The organism is Acidovorax sp. 100 (genome assembly GCF_003688355.1).
GTDB lineage: Bacteria > Pseudomonadota > Gammaproteobacteria > Burkholderiales > Burkholderiaceae_C > Acidovorax > Acidovorax delafieldii.
In genome coordinates this window covers 4026082-4042667 of sequence record NZ_REFD01000001.1, presented here as the reverse complement: position 1 = coordinate 4042667, position 16586 = coordinate 4026082, and the positions used below count along the sequence as shown (strand labels likewise).

General features: G+C 62.3%; 13 protein-coding genes. 8 read left to right on the top strand and 5 right to left on the bottom strand.

Annotated elements, in window-relative coordinates; all coding sequences use genetic code 11:
- Window positions 1-49: 49 nt before the first annotated feature.
- The 3 genes from C8C96_RS18555 to C8C96_RS24680 all read right to left on the bottom strand — a co-directional run bounded on the left by C8C96_RS18555 (window position 50) and on the right by C8C96_RS24680 (window position 5620).
- Window positions 50-2281, bottom strand: a complete 2232-nt coding sequence (locus C8C96_RS18555) for an EAL domain-containing protein (protein ID WP_121943257.1) — start codon at window positions 2279-2281, stop codon at window positions 50-52.
- Between the two features lie 189 nt (window positions 2282-2470).
- Window positions 2471-5422, bottom strand: a complete 2952-nt coding sequence (locus C8C96_RS18550) for an EAL domain-containing protein (protein WP_121943256.1) — start codon at window positions 5420-5422, stop codon at window positions 2471-2473.
- 15 nt (window positions 5423-5437) lie between these two features.
- On the bottom strand, window positions 5438-5620 hold the full coding sequence (locus C8C96_RS24680; RefSeq protein WP_147455690.1) for a hypothetical protein: 183 nt from the start codon (window positions 5618-5620) through the stop codon (window positions 5438-5440).
- Between C8C96_RS24680 and C8C96_RS18545 the strand changes: the two genes are divergently transcribed.
- The 5 genes from C8C96_RS18545 to sixA all read left to right on the top strand — a co-directional run bounded on the left by C8C96_RS18545 (window position 5619) and on the right by sixA (window position 11115).
- The gene (locus C8C96_RS18545; protein ID WP_121943255.1) at window positions 5619-6458 is read left to right on the top strand and encodes a GNAT family N-acetyltransferase; all 840 of its coding nucleotides are present in this window, start codon (window positions 5619-5621) and stop codon (window positions 6456-6458) included. The genes C8C96_RS24680 and C8C96_RS18545 overlap by 2 nt on opposite strands.
- Before the next feature lie 3 nt (window positions 6459-6461).
- Window positions 6462-7331, top strand: a complete 870-nt coding sequence (locus C8C96_RS18540) for a UDP-2,3-diacylglucosamine diphosphatase (protein WP_121943254.1) — start codon at window positions 6462-6464, stop codon at window positions 7329-7331.
- Window positions 7328-8419, top strand: a complete 1092-nt coding sequence (locus C8C96_RS18535) for a glycosyltransferase family 1 protein (RefSeq protein WP_121943253.1) — start codon at window positions 7328-7330, stop codon at window positions 8417-8419. Before C8C96_RS18540 ends, C8C96_RS18535 begins: the two co-directional genes overlap by 4 nt.
- A gap of 174 nt (window positions 8420-8593) precedes the next feature.
- Entirely contained in the window at window positions 8594-10654 is a 2061-nt protein-coding gene (gene ppk1 / locus C8C96_RS18530) for a polyphosphate kinase 1 (protein ID WP_121944087.1), read from the top strand.
- A complete protein-coding gene (gene sixA, locus C8C96_RS18525; RefSeq protein WP_056067241.1) occupies window positions 10651-11115 on the top strand; it encodes a phosphohistidine phosphatase SixA in 465 nt (154 codons plus the stop codon). Before ppk1 ends, sixA begins: the two co-directional genes overlap by 4 nt.
- Before the next feature lie 64 nt (window positions 11116-11179).
- On the opposite strand, the gene C8C96_RS18520 is transcribed toward sixA, so the two are convergent.
- A complete protein-coding gene (locus C8C96_RS18520; RefSeq protein WP_121943252.1) occupies window positions 11180-11719 on the bottom strand; it encodes a hypothetical protein in 540 nt (179 codons plus the stop codon).
- Between the two features lie 52 nt (window positions 11720-11771).
- Window positions 11772-13250, bottom strand: coding sequence for a Ppx/GppA phosphatase family protein (locus C8C96_RS18515; protein ID WP_121943251.1), 1479 nt, complete (start codon window positions 13248-13250; stop codon window positions 11772-11774).
- Between the two features lie 264 nt (window positions 13251-13514).
- Here C8C96_RS18515 and pstS point away from each other — a divergent pair, with 264 nt between their 5' ends.
- The 3 genes from pstS (at window position 13515) to pstA (ending at window position 16532) form a co-directional block, all read left to right on the top strand.
- On the top strand, window positions 13515-14537 hold the full coding sequence (pstS, locus tag C8C96_RS18510) for a phosphate ABC transporter substrate-binding protein PstS (RefSeq protein ID WP_108499680.1): 1023 nt from the start codon (window positions 13515-13517) through the stop codon (window positions 14535-14537).
- Window positions 14538-14646: 109 nt separating this feature from the next.
- On the top strand, window positions 14647-15636 hold the full coding sequence (gene pstC / locus C8C96_RS18505; RefSeq protein WP_369817010.1) for a phosphate ABC transporter permease subunit PstC: 990 nt from the start codon (window positions 14647-14649) through the stop codon (window positions 15634-15636).
- A gap of 41 nt (window positions 15637-15677) precedes the next feature.
- A complete protein-coding gene (gene pstA / locus C8C96_RS18500) occupies window positions 15678-16532 on the top strand; it encodes a phosphate ABC transporter permease PstA (RefSeq protein ID WP_056067253.1) in 855 nt (284 codons plus the stop codon).
- Window positions 16533-16586 lie beyond the last annotated feature (54 nt).

Genomic DNA, 16586 nt, shown 5'->3' with positions numbered 1-16586 from the left:
CGGCGGAGCGCAGCAGCGTCCGCCGCGCTGGAAGGGGTCTTGAGGCCGCTCAGTGTGCTGGTGTGTGTTGCCGCATGAAGCGTTCCAGCTGCTCCGCGGGCAGTGGCGTGCTGAAGTGGTAGCCCTGCGCTTCGTCGCAACCTTGTTCGTGCAAAAAGGCCAGTTGCCCCTCGGTTTCCACACCTTCGGCGGTAGTACGCATGCCCAGCGCCTGCGCCATGCGGATGATGGCGCTGACGATGGCGCGGTCGTTGCTGTCGTTGCCCAGGTCGCGCACAAAGGATTGATCGATCTTGAGCTTGAAGATCTGGAACCGCTTGAGCTGGCTGAGTGACGAATAGCCCGTGCCGAAGTCGTCCATCGACATCCGCACTCCACGCGCATGCAACTGGTCCATAGTGGCCACCGCCGCATGGGGGTCGTCCACTGCCACCCCCTCTGTCAGCTCCAGTTCCAGCGAATCGGGGGGCAGGTCAAACTCCGCTAGCACCCGGCTCACCAGCTCTGGCAGCTGTGGCTGGCGAAATTGAATGGCCGATAGGTTCACTGCCATTGTGAGTTCGGGAAACCCGCAGCTGCGCCATGCCTTGAGCTGGGCCAGCGCTGTGCGCAGCACCCACTCGCCGATCTGCAGAATCTGGCCGCTGTCTTCGGCGATGGGGATGAACTCTCCCGGAGAAATCGCACCCAGCTGGGGGTGTTGCCAGCGCAGCAGGGCTTCCACACTGCGCACAGTACCCGTGGCCAGGTTCATCTGTGGCTGGTAGTGCAGGTGGAACTGTTCGCGCTCCAGCGCACGGCGCAATGCGTTTTCGAGCTGCAGGGCCCGTACCGACTGGGCCTGCATCTCGGGGGTAAAGAAGCGAAAGGTGTTGCGTCCGTCCAGCTTGGCGCGGTACATGGCCACGTCTGCCGACTGGGTCAAAGTATCGAAATCGTGTCCGTCCTGGGGGAACAGCGCAATGCCCATCGACGGGGCCATGGTCAGTTCGTGGTGATCGATCTGGTACGGCTGACGGGATGCCTCCTGCAACTTGCTGGCGACCCTGGCTGCACCCCGCGCGTCGGCGCCTGGCAGAAGCAGGATGAACTCATCCCCTCCCAGGCGCGACACCGTGTCCTTGTCGCGCACCACCGCACGCAGGCGCTTGGCAATTTCGACCAGCAGCACATCGCCCACCCGGTGGCCCAGAGAGTCGTTCACATGCTTGAAGTGATCCAGGTCCAGGAAGATGACGGCCAGCGGCGTCTGGTTCTCCTGCGCCACCCGAATGGCCTGCTGCGCACGTTCTGCCAGCAGGGCACGGTTGGGCAGACCGGTCAACGCATCGTAGTGGGCCAACCAGTAAATGCGCTCCTGGTCGGCCTTGCGGTCATTGATTTCACGGTGCAGGTTTTCCACTGTCTCGCGCAGCTCGCGCGTGCGGTCTTGCACCTGCCGCTCCAGCTCCTCATGGGCCTGGGCCAGCACCGCCTGCGCGCGTTTGCGGTCGGTGATGTCCATGGTGATCCAGATGGTCCCCTGGGCAGGGTCGGCGGGATCGATGCATTTGCTGCGTACTTCGCAAATCACAGGGGTGCCGTCCTTGCGGCATAGCTCCACCTCGCCCTCGTACGACTGTCCGGCCACCAGCGAGGGGTAGCAGCGGTCGCCCACTTCTTGCCAGGCAGCATCGCTGGCGTACCAGCGACGCGACGAGCTGCCCATGAGTTCGCCCGGCTCGAAGCCCAGCATCTGCTCAAAATGGTGGTTGCAGCGGGTCAGATGCCGGTCTCGCAGAAAGACGATGCCGACCATCGCGCTGTCAAACAGCAACTGCTTTTCCCGCACAGCGGCATTCAGCGCGGCGTGGGCACGCTTTTGCTCATCGATGTCGTCCACGATCCAGATCGAGCCTTCTCCGGTGTCGTGCGGATTGATCAGGCGCCCCGTGAGGCTGCCCCAGAACAGTGTGCCGTCCTGACGACGCAACTGGCGTTCAATCCGGAATGACTGCCCCTGGGCCAGCGCGGGATAAGCCGTGCGCCCGAGGTCCCGGAATGCATCCCGGTCTGGATAGAAGGCTTCGGTGTTGAGCCCTACCAAGTGGGCGGGGCTGGCATACCCAAAGATTTCGGCATACCGCTGGTTGCATCGCACCACGCTGCGCTGGCGCAGGAACACGATACCCACTCCCGCGCTGTCCAGGAGGGTTTGTTGTTCACGCAAGGTGCGTTGCAGGGGGGTGTCAGGGGGCACTCCGGCGCGCTGCGAGGGCGGAGTGCTGAACAGCGAATACATAAGACCAGAACAGGCGGCAGGGCCAGATGGCCTCAGAAAATTGTGCCAAAGTGTAGCAGCGGCAGCTTACAAGCCGTTTGAGGGTATGCGTCAGGTACAGCGCTGCAGGTTCTGCCGTACGGCTGATGCAAGTGCAGTCGCCAAGAGCTCTGGCGCGAGAGGGTGCAGAGACACGTTGCCCGGCTTTTTTTAGCGTCCCAAGTGTTCCCGCAGATAGGCCTCAAAGGCATCGGCTGCCAGGGGGCGACTGAACAGGTAACCCTGGCCTTCGTCGCAGCCCTGCGCGCGCAGAAACTCCAGCTGGCCATCGGTCTCCACCCCCTCGGCGGTCGTCTGCATGCCCAAGGCCTGCGCCATCCGGATGATGGCGCTGACAATGGCCCGGTCATTGGCGTCGTCGTCCAGGTCGCGCACAAACGACTGGTCGATCTTGAGCTTGTAGATCTGGAAGCGCTTGAGGTAGCTCAACGACGAATATCCCGTGCCAAAGTCATCCATCGACAGCCGGACGCCCCGGTCATGCAATTGGTCCATCATGGCCAGTGCAGCAGCGGGGTCGTCTACCGCAGCCCCCTCGGTCAGCTCCAGCTCCAGCCGACGCGCAGGCAGTCCGGCTTGTTGCAGGCAGCGTGTCACCATCTCGGGCAACTGGGGGTGGCGGAACTGCACCGCCGACAGATTGACTGACACAGCCCGCAGTGGCAATTGAAGGTCCAGCCAGCGCTTGGCGTCATGCACGGCAGTGTTCAGCACCCACTCACCAATTGCGACGATCATGCCGCTGCTTTCTGCCACAGGGATGAACTCTGCCGGGGACACCATGCCCAGCTCGGGGTGGCTCCAGCGCAGCAGCGCCTCGGCACCGACCACTTGGCGCGTGGTGAGTGACACCTGGGGTTGGTAGTGCAGCTCGAACTGGTTGCGTTCCAGTGCCCGGCGCAGTGCGTTTTCGATCTGCAAGGCTCGGGCGGTCCGTGCCTCCAGGTCGGCGGTGAAAAAGCCAAAGCGGTTGCGCCCGCTTTGCTTGGCACGGTACATGGCTGCATCAGCGCGCTGGTACAGGGTGTCGAACGACTCTCCGTCCGCCGGATACATGGCAATGCCTACGGACAGGGTGGTGGTGAGTTCGTAAGGCTCCACCTGAAACGGCTGCGCCACGGCCATCAGCAAACGGTTGGCTACGTCGGCCGCCTGCAGGGCCGAGGCAGCGGGTAGCAGCAGCAAAAATTCATCCCCTCCCAGGCGCGATACGGTGTCCTGTGCGCCCAGCAGCGACTCCAGCCGTCGCGCTACCGCCACCAGCAGGATGTCGCCAATGCGGTGCCCCAGCGAGTCGTTGACGTTCTTGAAGTGGTCCAGGTCCAGGAACAGCAAGGCCAGCGTTCCGCCCCGCGCTTGCTCTTGTTCGATGTGGCGTTGGGCGCGCTCTGCCAGGAGCGCACGGTTGGGCAGGTCAGTGAGGGGGTCGAAATGCGCGAGGCGCTGGATGCGGTCCTGAGCCTCGCGTTGCAGGGTGATGTCGCGGAACAGCGTGATGGAGTGGGTGGTGCTGCCATTGCCATCGCGCACGCAGCTGACGGACAGCCACTGGGGGTAGGTCGATCCGTCCTTGCGGCGGCCCCAGGCTTCGCCTTCCCAGTGCCCTTCTTTGGTGAGATGGGTGTACACCAGGTCGGCGTCGAAGTCTCGGGTGGACTCTGCCACCGTGAGCAGGCGCATCGACTGACCTACGGCCTCCGCTTCGGAGTAGCCGGTGATGCGGCTGAACGCCCGGTTGATGCGCACGATGGTCTGGGCCGCGTCGGCAATCACGATGGCCTCGCCGCTCTGGTCAAACACCTGGGCCGTCAGCTGCAGTTGTTCTTGCGACCGCTTGCGTTCAGAAATGTCGCGGGACAGCAAGATGAACCTGGGTTTTCCTCCCGCTGATCCTGCCTTGCGGGCCGCAGAAAGTTCGAACCAGGTGGGCCCCAGGCCAGGCAGGTCCAGCATGATCTGGCGTCCGGTGGACCATCCCTGGGATTGCGCTTCATTGAGCACATCCATCACCGTCAGTGCAGCCAGGGCGGGTAACACCTCGGTGACATTGCGGCCGATCAATTGCTCAGCAGGGCCCATGAGCAACTCGGCACGAGGGCTGTGCACGCTGCAATAGCGGCCGTCCTGGTCGATTTCAAACAAAGGATCGGGAATTGCATCGATGGTGGCGCGCAGCTGCTGCTGTGTTGCCTGGATCTCGGAGGTCCGCTGGGCCACCTGTGTCGCCAGACCGCGCTCGTGCGCCTTCAATTCAACGAGCAAGCGCGCCAGGTAGCCCATCAGCAACGCAAACAGCAAGCCCAAGGCGCAGCGCAGAGCCAGCACATCTGGCGCACCCCATCCCTTGGCGGGTGTCAGGCTGAGCGTCCACTGGCCATTGGGCAGGGTCAGGGACCGGCCAACAGCGTCACCGGTGGGCGGAGGGTCAGACGTCGCGATGGTCTGCTCCTGGTTGTTATCCGGGCGGACACGCCACAATCGATAGTGAAACCCCCGTTCCTTGAGCTGGGGCAGCCGGGCGGTGGCCAGCACCTCGGGCAGACGGATGGTGACGTAAGTAAAACCCCAGAAGCTCCGGCGCCCCAGGTCATCTTCCAGGTACACCGGTTGGCGCCCCACGACGCCCAGGCCGCCCTGGACCAACTCCATGGGCCCCGCCAGCGTCAACACGCCGGACTCGCGTGCACGCGCGGACTCCGCCCCTTGGCGGGGGTCGTTGAGCTGGTCAAAACCAATCGAATTTTCGTTGCCTGCACGGGGAACAACCTGCTGCACTACCCCTCCCGGGGACAGGCCCATGGCCGCGATGCCCGGGTAGAAAGGCAGCATCTGCACGCCGATTTCTTCGAACTGGAGAACGTTCCCGTGGCCCTGGCGCACCAGCGCCACCAGGGTGTTGTTGGCCGACAGTGCCAACTCGATGGCGCGCTGCAGGGCCTGGACATGATCGCCCGCCACATCGGCGGCTTGGGTGCGCTGCTGCGCACGTTCCTGGCGTTCCAGCGTCCAGATCAAAGCACCAGCGCAGGCTGCTGCCAGCACAAACACAGCCACAAAGGCTGCGATGGGGCTGCGTGTGGGGGGCAGGGCGGGGGACGGCACGGCGGAGTTCCTCAGTCAATTATGCAGGCCATTGGTGAGGGCCCGTGCCAATGGAAGGCGCGCATTGTCATGGCGTTGACACGCCGAAGACATGGCGATGTCATGCGCGGCTTTCACACTCCCGGCCAGGAAAGCGGATTCCCGCTCTGTTTGGAAATTCCAGCTGTGCCCGTTCTTACCGAAGGAGACGTTGTCCATGAACGACCTGCCCACTTTGATGCAGTTGTCCACATCGCCGGAGGCTACAGGTACCGGTATTGTTCAGCCTTCTGGTGTTGTGCCGGGCGCTATGCATGCTATCCCGGCGCGTGGTGCTATCGAGGTGACTTGGGCCAGACATCTGGATGAGGTCCGTGAGGCGCAGCGCTTGCGGTTTGAGGTGTTCGCGGCAGAGATGGGCGCTCGATTGACGACCCCCATTCCTGGCCACGACGTGGACCTGTTTGACGACTATTGCGAGCATCTTCTGGTGCGCGACGCTCCGAGCCAGCAAGTCATTGGGACTTACCGGGTGCTGACGCCCGCGCAGGCCAAGCGGGTGGGCGGAACTTACAGCGATACCGAATTTGACTTGACGCGCTTGCGCACGCTGCGCCCGCGCATGGTGGAGCTGGGCCGCAGCTGTGTGCATCCCGACCACCGCCACGGCGGCGTGATCATGGCGCTGTGGAGCGCGCTGGCGGACTTCATGGTGCGCAACGAACTCGACACGATGATCGGCTGTGCCAGCATTCCCATGCTTCACAATGGCGTGGTCAGTGGCGACGCGGCGGCCAGCATCTGGCAGCAAGTGCGAAAGACCCATCTGGCACCCATCGAATACCACGTGCTGCCGCGCCTTCCGTTGCCCGTGGAGCATCTGGACGGATCCATTGCCGTGGACCCACCGGCCCTAATCAAAGGCTATCTGCGACTGGGCGCCCGTGTACTGGGTGCACCGGCGTGGGATCCGGACTTCAATACCGCCGACCTGCCCATGCTGATGCGGCTGGCCGACCTGCATCCCCGCTACCGCAAGCATTTTCTGGGGGCCTGACCGGTGCGTGCCGCGTTCGACGCCCTGGGCCCTTGGTTGAACGAGTCCCAGGTGCCGCAGGATGCAGAGCCCGAGGCCCTTGCGGCGTTTGCCGGTCAACGCCGGTTCCGTGCGGTGTTCATTTCGGATTTGCACCTCGGCACGCCTGGGTGTCAGGCTGAAGCGCTTCTGGATTTTCTGAAGCACCATCCCAGCGACCATCTGTACCTGGTGGGAGACATCGTGGATGGGTGGCAGTTGCGCCGCCGTTGGTTCTGGCCACAGGCGCACAACGATGTGGTGCAAAAGCTGTTGCGCCGCGCGCGCAAGGGGTGTCGCGTGGTGTTTGTTCCTGGTAACCACGACGAATTTGCCCGAGCCTTTGTGGGGCATTCTTTTGGCGGTATCGAGGTGGTGTCCGATGCTGTGCACACCACTGCAGATGGGCGCAGCCTGTGGGTCACGCATGGTGACCACTTTGATGGTGTGATCCAGTGTGCCAAATGGCTCGCCTACGTGGGTGACAACCTCTATGAATTCACGCTCAAGCTGAACCGCCATCTCAACATCCTTCGGGCGCGGATGGGGCTTCCGTATTGGTCTTTGTCAGCTTACCTGAAAGGCAAGGTAAAAAAGGCGCTCAACTACGTCACCGATTTTGAAATGGCGGTGGCCGCAGAGGCCCGTCGCCGCGGGCATGACGGAGTGGTCTGCGGACATATCCACCGCGCGGAGATGCGCGAGATTGGTGGCACCTTGTATTGCAACGATGGCGACTGGGTGGAGAGCCACACAGCACTCGTCGAGCACCTTGATGGTCGGCTGGAGCTGTTGCAATGGCCCGCTGTGCCTGCCGCCAATCTGTCCAGACAGACCACACGGGTGTCCGCATGAAGATTGCGCTGCTAACTGATGCATGGCTGCCACAGGTCAATGGCGTGGTGACCACTTTGGTCGAGTTGGTGCGAGAGCTGGAAGATGCCGGGCACGACGTGCAGGTACTGCATCCTGGTCAGTTTTCTACCCGTCCTTGTCCCGGTTACGCTGGCATTGATCTGGCGGTGCGACCCTACAAGTTACTCACCCAGAAGTTGGACGCCCTGCAGCCCGATGCCATTCATCTGGCGACCGAGGGGCCTTTGGGCTGGGCGGGGCGTCGTTACTGTCTCAAGCGTGGCCTAGCGTTCACCACAGCCTTTCACACAAGGTTTCCCGAGATTCTTCAGGCAGCCTTGCGCATACCACTGGGTTGGGGTTATGCGCTTTTCAGGCATTTTCATCGGCCTTCGTCGGGGGTGATGGTTCCTACGCAGGGTGTCTTGCAAATGCTGCAGCAGCGGGGCTTTCGCCAACTGCGGTTGTGGACGCACGGTGTGGACACCCAGGCGTTTCGCTTTCATGGCGAGGTCTGTCAGAGTCCGCTCACTGGCGTTCTGGCGCATCCTGTGGCGCTGTATGTGGGGCGCATTTCGTATGAAAAGAACATCGATGCCTTTTTGCAGATGGACATGCCGGGCACCAAGGTGGTGTGTGGTGTAGGCCCGCTCGAGGCGCGGCTGAAAGCCAAGTACCCGCAGGTACGCTGGCTTGGCATTTTGGACCGGGAGGCGCTGGCACAGGTCTACGCCTCGGCCGATGTCTTTGTGTTTCCGAGCCGCTCCGAAACCTTTGGGTTGGTCATGCTGGAGGCAATGGCTTGCGGCACGCCGGTCGCTGCCTTTCCTGAAGACGGTCCGCGGGAGGTCCTGGGTGCAGGGGACGGCAGGGTGCCGATGGGCGGCGTGTTACACGCGAGCCTTCTGGCGGCCACGCAGCAGGCCTTGTCCATACCGAGGTCCGAAGCACGAAGCCGGGCGCTGGAGTTCACCTGGGCACATGCGGCCAGGCTGTTTCAACAGTACCTGGTACCAGCCCGCTCCAGCTCGCAGGGAGTTTTCGTGTCTGTCACAAAGTCTGTCACGCAGTTGTCATCTGGGCGTTAAATACTGCAGCGATTCCGCAATTGCTGTACGCGTGTATCCATGCTGCCCCTGCCTCCTGTTGATTCCATCCCTTTGCAGCGCGAGCACCCCGATGCTGTCGGGGACTCCTCGCACGCCGTGTCACATGACAACGATTTTGCGGCTGTGGGGGCTGTCACGGGCGTTGCCCCCCACATGTTTCTGGACCGCGACCACAGCATCCTGGCATTTAACGAACGCGTGTTCGACTGGGCGGTTCGCACAGATGTCCCGCTGCTGGAGCGGCTGCGCTACCTGTGCATCGTGTCATCCAACCTCGACGAGTTTTTTGAAGTACGTGCCGCAGCGCACATCACGGCGGCCAAGAAGGGCGAGACCAAGGGGCTCTACACCGCAGCGTCGTTCGAGGCCCTGTCCGCCCAGGTACACGACTTGGTAGAGCGGCAATACGCGCTGTACAACGACGCACTGGTTCCCGCATTTGCAAAGCATGGGATACGTATCGTGGCGCATGGTGATCGCTCCGCAGAGCAGAGGCGCTGGGTGCACGAGTATTTTGCGCGCGAGGTCCGTCCCTTGTTGATTCCGGTGGGACTCGACCCGGCCCACCCATTTCCGCAGGTGGCTAATAAGTCGTTGAACTTCATAGTGCGTCTCAAGGGGCATGATGCCTTCGGCCGCGAGAACGAAATCGCCATCGTCAAGGTGCCGCGTGCACTGCCCCGTCTGATCCGCATGCCAAAGAAGGTTGCGTCCGACGGGGCGTTGTTCGTTAGCTTGTCCAGCATCGTGCGTGCCCATTTGGAAGACCTCTTTCCTGGCCGCGAAGTGACGGAGTTTTCCCAGTTTCGTGTCACACGCCACTCCGATCTGGCACTGGACGAAGAGGATGTTCGTAACCTGCGCACCGCCTTGCGGCAGGGCCTGCAGCACCGTCATTACGGACAGGCTGTGCGCCTGGAAGTCTCTGCGGGTTGCTCTCGCTTCCTGTCCGACTTCTTGTTGCAGCAATTTGATCTGCCCAACGCGGCCTTGTACCGTGTACATGGTCCTGTGAACTTGGTGCGCCTGAATCAGCTGGTGGACTTGGTGAACGATCCCGCGTTGCTGTTCCCCCCATGGAGTTCCGCTTGGCCACGTCAACTCCAGCCAGGGATGTCCATCATGGGCCAGCTGCGCGAGCGCGACGTGTTGATCCACCAGCCGTTCGAGAGCTTTGATGGTTTGCTTGCGTTCCTGCGGGAGGCTGTGAACGACCCGGACGTGCTGGTCATCAAACAGACCATTTACCGCACGGGCGCCGATTCCGAACTCATGGACCTGCTCAGCGAGGCGGTACGCCGAGGCAAGGAGGTGATGGCGGTGGTGGAGCTGAAAGCACGCTTTGACGAGGAGGCCAACATCAATTGGGCAGAGGCGCTGGAGTCGATTGGGGCGCAGGTGGTCTATGGCGTCGTGGGCCTCAAGACCCACGCGAAGATGCTGCTCGTCACACGCCGAGAAGGGCGGCAGTTACGCCGGTACGGCCATCTCTCCACTGGCAACTACAACGTGCGCACGGCCAAGCTGTACACCGACCTGAGTTACCTCACGGCAGATGAAGAAACCACTGCCGATATGGACGGTGTTTTCAATCACCTGGCCAGCCAGAACCGGCCTCCCAAGCTGCGCAAGCTCATGCTGGCACCGTTCCATTTGCATCGCCGCATGATCGAAAAAATCGAGCGCGTGGGACTGGCCGCCAGCCGCGGGGAAGACGCACGGATCGTTGCCAAGATGAATGCCCTGACCGACGAGGGATTGATGCGGGCGCTGATCCTCGCTGGACAGCGCGGCGCACGCATCGATCTGATTGTGCGCGGGGCCTGCATGCTGGCTCCGCAGGTGCCGGGAGTGACTGACAACATCCGGGTGCGCTCGGTGATTGGTCGGTTCCTGGAGCACACGCGTGTTTTCTATTTCCGCGCGGGGGGCGAAGAAGACCTCTATCTGTCGAGTGCCGATTGGATGAACCGCAACATGATGCGCCGCGTCGAGTTGGCGTGGCCAGTGACTGACCCCAAGCTGCGCCAGCAGATCATTGATGAATGTTTGGTGGCCTACCTGTGTGATGACCGCGATGCCTGGACGTTGAATGCCGCAGGCGTCTACGACCGCGCTGTGCACCCGGTGGACGGTAGTGGTGCCCAAAATGCGTTGATGGTGCGCTATGGGCCACGGCCTGCTCTGGGTCGCGAGGAGCCAGGGGTCGCATGATGGATTTGATCCTTTGGCGTCATGCCGAGGCGGAAGAGGCAGAAGACGGTAGCGATGATCTTGCACGCCCGCTCACGGCCCGGGGCGAGAAGCAGGCGGCGCGCATGGCGGCCTGGCTTGATCGTCAACTGCCGGAAGGCCTGAGGGTGGTGGCAAGTCCAGCGCGGCGGACTGAGCAAACTGCCCACGCTTTGGGCCGCAAATTCAAGATGCGCGCCGAGTTGTTGCCTGGCGGTACACCACAGGATTTGCTAGAGCTCGTGCAATGGCCGCGTGCCAAGGGCGCTGTTCTGGTGGTGGGGCACCAGCCCATGCTGGGCCAGACCGTTGCCCAGCTGTTGCAACTACAGGCCCCCGAGTGCCCTGTGCGCAAGGGCTCCGTGTGGTGGTTGCGCCAGCGCCAGCGCTGGGACCACAGCCAGACCGTGCTCATGGCCGTGCAGTCGCCGGAGTTTCTTTAGCTTGCCCGGCGATGTCCGAGGGCCCGAAGCCGCGCCCCTGGACACGCCGTGTCTCGGGACAGGTTTACTTGCGTCCTGATTTGCCGCTGGACTTGGTCGTTGCCTTGGCAGGGACAGTTGGCGCGGCTTCAGCTGTGTCGGCCTTTGGGCGACCGGTCTTGATGGAAGGCACCGCTTGCAAAGCGCTGCGCAACGCGCTGTCTGACAGACCTGCCAGCACCTTGAGCCCTGCGCGCAACAGCTCGCTTTTCTTGACGGGGTGGGCCAGTGCTGTGGCGCGGTCTTTCAGGGTGTCGAGCACCGCGTACTCGTCTTTGGGGATGGTGAAGCTGTCACGGACCAGCTTGGGCTTTTTACCCTTGGTCTCGGTGGCCTTGCCGGTTTTCACTGCAGCTGCTGCCTTGGCAGGCTTGGTCGCAGCTGCTGGTTTGGAAGTCGGCGCCTTTTCTGCCACGGCCTTTTTGGTGGGCCTGACAGCCTTGGATGCCTTTGGAGCCTTGGGTGCTGTTGCCGGCTTGGTTGACTTGACGGCCTTGGCGGGCTGGGCTGCTGCGGGCGCGGCGGGTGTGACGGAGGGGTGGGGGGTTGTAGTGGCAGTGGTCATGGCAGAGGATTGATAAACGGTATAAACAGTTTATACCGTTTATTGTTTTCCCTCAAGGCATGCCCACAGCCAGCTCCCAGGGGGTTTTTTGCCAGGCTTGAATTTCTTCGCGCAGAAGGTGGGCCGACTGTGGGTAGGCCATGGCCCAGCCCGGGCGAGCGCTGACCTCAAATCGCTGTCTGTCCAGCTGCAACGACAGTCCTTTGGTATCGGGCTCCCGGCGTGCATGGCACAGCGCCACGGCCAAGCGCAAGCACAAGAGCTGCAGCACAAAAATCGGATCGTCGAGTTCCACCCCCAGCTTTCGTACCTTGCCCCGTTGCCCCTGCACCAGCACTCCCAGGCGGTGCAGTTCTGGCACGGCAAAACCAGCGGCATCAGTGTTGTCGAGAATGTAGGCGCCGTGTCGGTGGTAGTCGCTGTGGGAAATGCGGCAGCCAATCTCATGCAGGCGGGCGGCCCAGTCCAGCTTGCGGCTGGCACGTTCGCTCCCGGGTGGGGCAGCCTGCTCAAACAGCGCGCAGGCGGTGCGTGCCACGCGGTCTGCATGCTCCATGTCCACGCCAAACCGCTGCATCAGCCCCTGGACCGTGGTGGTGCGAAGGTCGGTGCCGGGTTGCTCCCGATCCAGAAGGTCATACAATGCGCCCTGGCGTAATGCTCCTTGCGCCACCTGCATCTCGTGGATGTCCAGCAGGTCAAACACGGCGCGCAGCACGCTGATGCCCCCCCCGATGACTGCACGGCGCTCTTCCTTGAGTCCGTCCATGCGCAGCCGGTCGGCACTTTGGGCGCGGAGCAAACGCTCCCGCAGCCAGTTCAGCCCATCGCGGGTGATCTGACCCGGCGAACCTCCTGCAGCGGACAGAATGTCCCCCACGGCGCCCGCCGTACCGGACGATCCATAGGCAACATCCCATGCATCGGGGCGAAAAGTCTCCAGCGCCTCATCGAGTACCGCCTTGGCAGCAATCTCCGCCGCCAGGAAGGCCTGGGCAGAGAACTCTCCCTTGGCAAAGTACCGTTGTGACCAAGCGACGCTGCCAACCCGGAAAGAGGCCACTGCGTGGGGCGTGAACTGCTCGCCGAGGATCAATTCGGTGGACCGACCTCCGATATCCACCACCAGGCGGCGCTCGTCCGACTGAGGCAGCAATCGGGCTACGCCCTGGTAAATCAACCGAGCTTCTTCCGGGCCAGACACCACGTCGATAGGGTATCCCAGCACCTCACTGCCGCGTGACAGGAATTCTTCGCGATTGCGTGCTTCACGCAGTGTTTGAGTGGCCACTGCACGGACCTGCGCGCGGGGAAAGCCCGCCAGGCGCTCGCCAAAGCGCGCCAGACAAGCCCAGCCGCGCTCCATGGCGTCGCGAGTCAGGTTCCGATCTTCATCCAGCCCGTTGCCCTGGCGCACGGTTTCCTTGAGGTATTCCACCCGCTGGACGTGTCCGAACTCATAGCGCCCGATTTCCAGGCGAAAACTGTTGGAGCCGAGATCGACTGCGGCGAGGCGTGTGCCGTTCTGCATGTGTGTTTGGTGGGAGCTGCGTGCGGCATCGTACCGCGATGCGCGTGGCCTGATCCGAAGCGCGGGCCGCCATCCGCTGGGCGGGCAAGTGACCGGGAGATGGCGGGAGTGTGACGAGGTTGTGTGACGCATTCATGACGCCGGCGATGCCGCGTCATGACCGGTGTTGCAATGGTCTGAGGTTGGTTATTTGTGTCACTGAACTGTCACGATAGGCCTCTAGAGTTCGCTCTGTTCCTGTTAACCCCTGCCGAAAGGTACCTCATGAAACGCGTATTTCTCAAAACCGTCGCAGTAACTCTGGCCGCCCTGGCAGTGGGCAACGCCTTTGCGGCAGACATCACCGGCGCCGGCGCTACGTTCCCCTTCCCGATGTATGCCAAGTGGGCTGAAGCCTACAAGAAGGAAACCGGCGTGGGTCTGAACTACCAGTCCATCGGTTCCTCGGGTGGTATTCGCCAGATCCGCGCCAAGACCGTGGCTTTTGGCGCTACCGATGCCCCTCTGTCGGGCGCTGAACTCGAAAAAGACGGCATGGTGCAGTTTCCTGCCATCATCGGTGGCACCGTGCCTGTGGTGAATCTGGACGGTTTCAAGCCAGGCGAACTGCGCGTGACCGGCACCGTCCTGGCCGAAATGTATCTGGGCAAGATCACCAAGTGGAACGATGCCAAGCTGGCAGCCCTGAACCCCGGCAAGACGCTGCCCGACCAGAACATCACCATCGTGCACCGCGCCGATGGCTCTGGCACCACATTCAACTGGACCGACTACCTGAGCTCTGTCAGCAAGGAATGGGCGGATACGGTGGGCAAGGGTGCTGCAGTGAAGTGGCCTGCTCAGTCTTCGGTGGGAGGCAAGGGCAATGAAGGTGTTGCAGCCAACGTGACCCGTGTGAAGGGTGCCCTGGGCTACGTGGAGTACGCCTACGTCAAGAAGAACAACATGACGTTCCTGCAACTGCAGAACGCTGATGGCAAGTATGTGGCGCCCGACGATGCCACCTTTGCAGCGGCGGCTGCGAGCGCTGACTGGTTCAGCGTGCCTGGCATGGGTATTTCGATGGTGAACGCCAAGGGTGCCAACAGCTGGCCCGTGAGCACGGCATCCTTCATCCTCATGTACGCCGACCCCGCAGACAAGGCCCAGTCAGCCGAAGTTCTGAAATTCTTTGACTGGGCCTTCAAGAACGGCAAGACCATGGCTGCTGACCTGGACTACGTGCCGCTGCCTGACGCTCTGACGGCGCAGATCCGTTCCAAGGTCTGGTCGCAAATCAAGAAGTAAGCGGTTTGCCCCAGAATAGTGCCCATCGGCCGGCTGGTCTGACCGATGGGCGCTGGTTTGTGGGGTCTCCAGAAGCCAGATGGGAGTCAACATGAGCGTGGGAACCACCATGAGTTCGCAACCCGTGTCCGTCAAGATGACGGACGCCCCCACACCGTCCATGGTGTCGATTGCCAAGCGGCAGCGCCTGCAGGACATCGTTTTCCATCGGCTGACCCAGAGCCTGTCGCTGCTGGTGCTGGTGGCGCTGCTGGGCATCATCGTTTCGCTGTTCATCTACGCGTGGCCAGCTTTTCACAAGTTCGGCATCCAGTTCATCTGGCGCGCTGAGTGGGACATCATCAATGAAGAATTTGGTGCGGCGATTGCCATCGTCGGCACCCTGGCCAGCGCAGGCATTGCGCTGCTGATCGCCGTTCCGCTGGCGTTCGGCATTGCGCTGTTCCTGACCGAAACCTGCCCTGTTTGGCTGCGCCGCCCGCTCGGCACGGCGGTGGAATTGCTGGCGGCCGTTCCGTCCATCATCTACGGCATGTTCGGCCTGTTCGTGTTTGCGCCATTGTTTGCAGACCATTTCCAGGTACCCGTGCAAAAGCTGCTCGGCTCCATGCCGCTGATCGGCTTCCTGTTTGGCGGCAGTACCAACGGATTTGGCATCCTGGCCGCGGGCATCGTGCTGGCCTTCATGGTGTTGCCTTTTGTGGCTGCCGTGATGCGCGATGTGTTCGAGATTGTTCCCCCCATCCTGCGCGAGTCCGCCTATGGCCTGGGTTGCACGACCTGGGAGGTGGTGCGTCGCGTGGTGCTACCTTACACGCAGAAAGGCGTGATTGGCGGAGTGATGCTGGGCCTGGGCCGGGCCTTGGGCGAGACCATGGCCGTCACTTTTGTGATCGGCAATGCCAACCGCATGCCCACCTCGCTGTTCTCGCCCGGGACGTCCATCGCATCCACGTTGGCCAATGAGTTTGGCGAGGCGGCGGACTTTCATTTGTCCACGCTGTTTGCCCTGGGCTTCCTGCTGTTTGTGATCACGTTTGTGGTGCTGTCGGCCGCCAAGATCATGCTGCTGCGCGCCGAGAAGGCCAAGGGCCTGTAAGCCCTGCAGCCCGCACCCGACCCTCTTCAGAGACGAGCTCCATGGAATTCAATCAACAACTCTACAAAAAGCGCCAGCGCTCCAACGCCATTGGCCTGACCCTGTCACTGGGCGCCATGGCACTGGGCCTGTTCGTGCTGCTCTGGATCCTGAGCGTGCTCCTGTCCAACGGTTTTGCCGCTTTGGACTGGAACATGTTCACGCAGTCCACCCCAGCGCCCGGCTCCGACGGCGGTGGCCTGGCCAACGCCATCGTGGGCAGCCTGCTGATGGTGGGCTTCACCGTGCTGGTGTCCACGCCCATCGGCGTGCTGGCGGGGGTGTACCTGGCCGAATACGGGGACCAGAGCAAGACCGCCGAACTGACCCGCTTTGTGACGGACATCATGCTGTCGGCCCCCTCCATCGTGCTGGGCCTGTTCGTATATGCCATCGCGGTCGCTACCGTGGGCAACTTCTCGGGCTGGGCGGGCAGCCTGGCGCTCTCGCTCATCGCCGTGCCGGTGGTGGTGCGCACCACCGAGAACATGCTGCGCCTGGTGCCCGGCAGCCTGCGCGAAGCGGCTTTTGCCCTCGGTGCACCGCGCTGGAAGGTCTCGACCATGGTCACCCTGCGTGCTGCTCGCAGCGGCGTGATGACTGGCTTGCTGCTGGCTGTGGCCCGCATCAGTGGCGAGACAGCACCCCTGCTGTTCACCGCGCTCAACAACCAGTTCTTCAGCACCAACATGAATGCGCCCATGGCCAACCTGCCGGTCGTGATCTTCCAGTTTGCGCTGAGCCCGTACGAGAACTGGGTTCGCCTGGCCTGGGGCGGTGCGCTGCTCATCACGCTGTCGGTGCTGATCCTCAACGTCGTGGCGCGGGTGTTCCTGCGCGAAAAGAATCGCGTGTGATTCCCTCTGCTGATCCGGCCAACGCCATCGACAAGACTGCCTCCATTTTCAGGA

What these genes read in the sequence shown, in the direction of transcription:
- C8C96_RS18555 (WP_121943257.1), bottom strand. Translation starts at nt 2,281, where the DNA reads ATGTATTCGCTGTTCAGCACTCCGCCCTCGCAGCGCGCCGGAGTGCCC.
- C8C96_RS18545 (WP_121943255.1), top strand. Translation starts at nt 5,619, where the DNA reads ATGAACGACCTGCCCACTTTGATGCAGTTGTCCACATCGCCGGAGGCT.
- C8C96_RS24680 (WP_147455690.1), bottom strand. Translation starts at nt 5,620, where the DNA reads ATGGACAACGTCTCCTTCGGTAAGAACGGGCACAGCTGGAATTTCCAA.
- C8C96_RS18535 (WP_121943253.1), top strand. Translation starts at nt 7,328, where the DNA reads ATGAAGATTGCGCTGCTAACTGATGCATGGCTGCCACAGGTCAATGGC.
- ppk1 (WP_121944087.1), top strand. Translation starts at nt 8,594, where the DNA reads ATGTTTCTGGACCGCGACCACAGCATCCTGGCATTTAACGAACGCGTG.
- sixA (WP_056067241.1), top strand. Translation starts at nt 10,651, where the DNA reads ATGATGGATTTGATCCTTTGGCGTCATGCCGAGGCGGAAGAGGCAGAA.
- C8C96_RS18520 (WP_121943252.1), bottom strand. Translation starts at nt 11,719, where the DNA reads ATGACCACTGCCACTACAACCCCCCACCCCTCCGTCACACCCGCCGCG.
- C8C96_RS18515 (WP_121943251.1), bottom strand. Translation starts at nt 13,250, where the DNA reads ATGCAGAACGGCACACGCCTCGCCGCAGTCGATCTCGGCTCCAACAGT.
- pstS (WP_108499680.1), top strand. Translation starts at nt 13,515, where the DNA reads ATGAAACGCGTATTTCTCAAAACCGTCGCAGTAACTCTGGCCGCCCTG.
- pstC (WP_369817010.1), top strand. Translation starts at nt 14,647, where the DNA reads ATGAGTTCGCAACCCGTGTCCGTCAAGATGACGGACGCCCCCACACCG.
- pstA (WP_056067253.1), top strand. Translation starts at nt 15,678, where the DNA reads ATGGAATTCAATCAACAACTCTACAAAAAGCGCCAGCGCTCCAACGCC.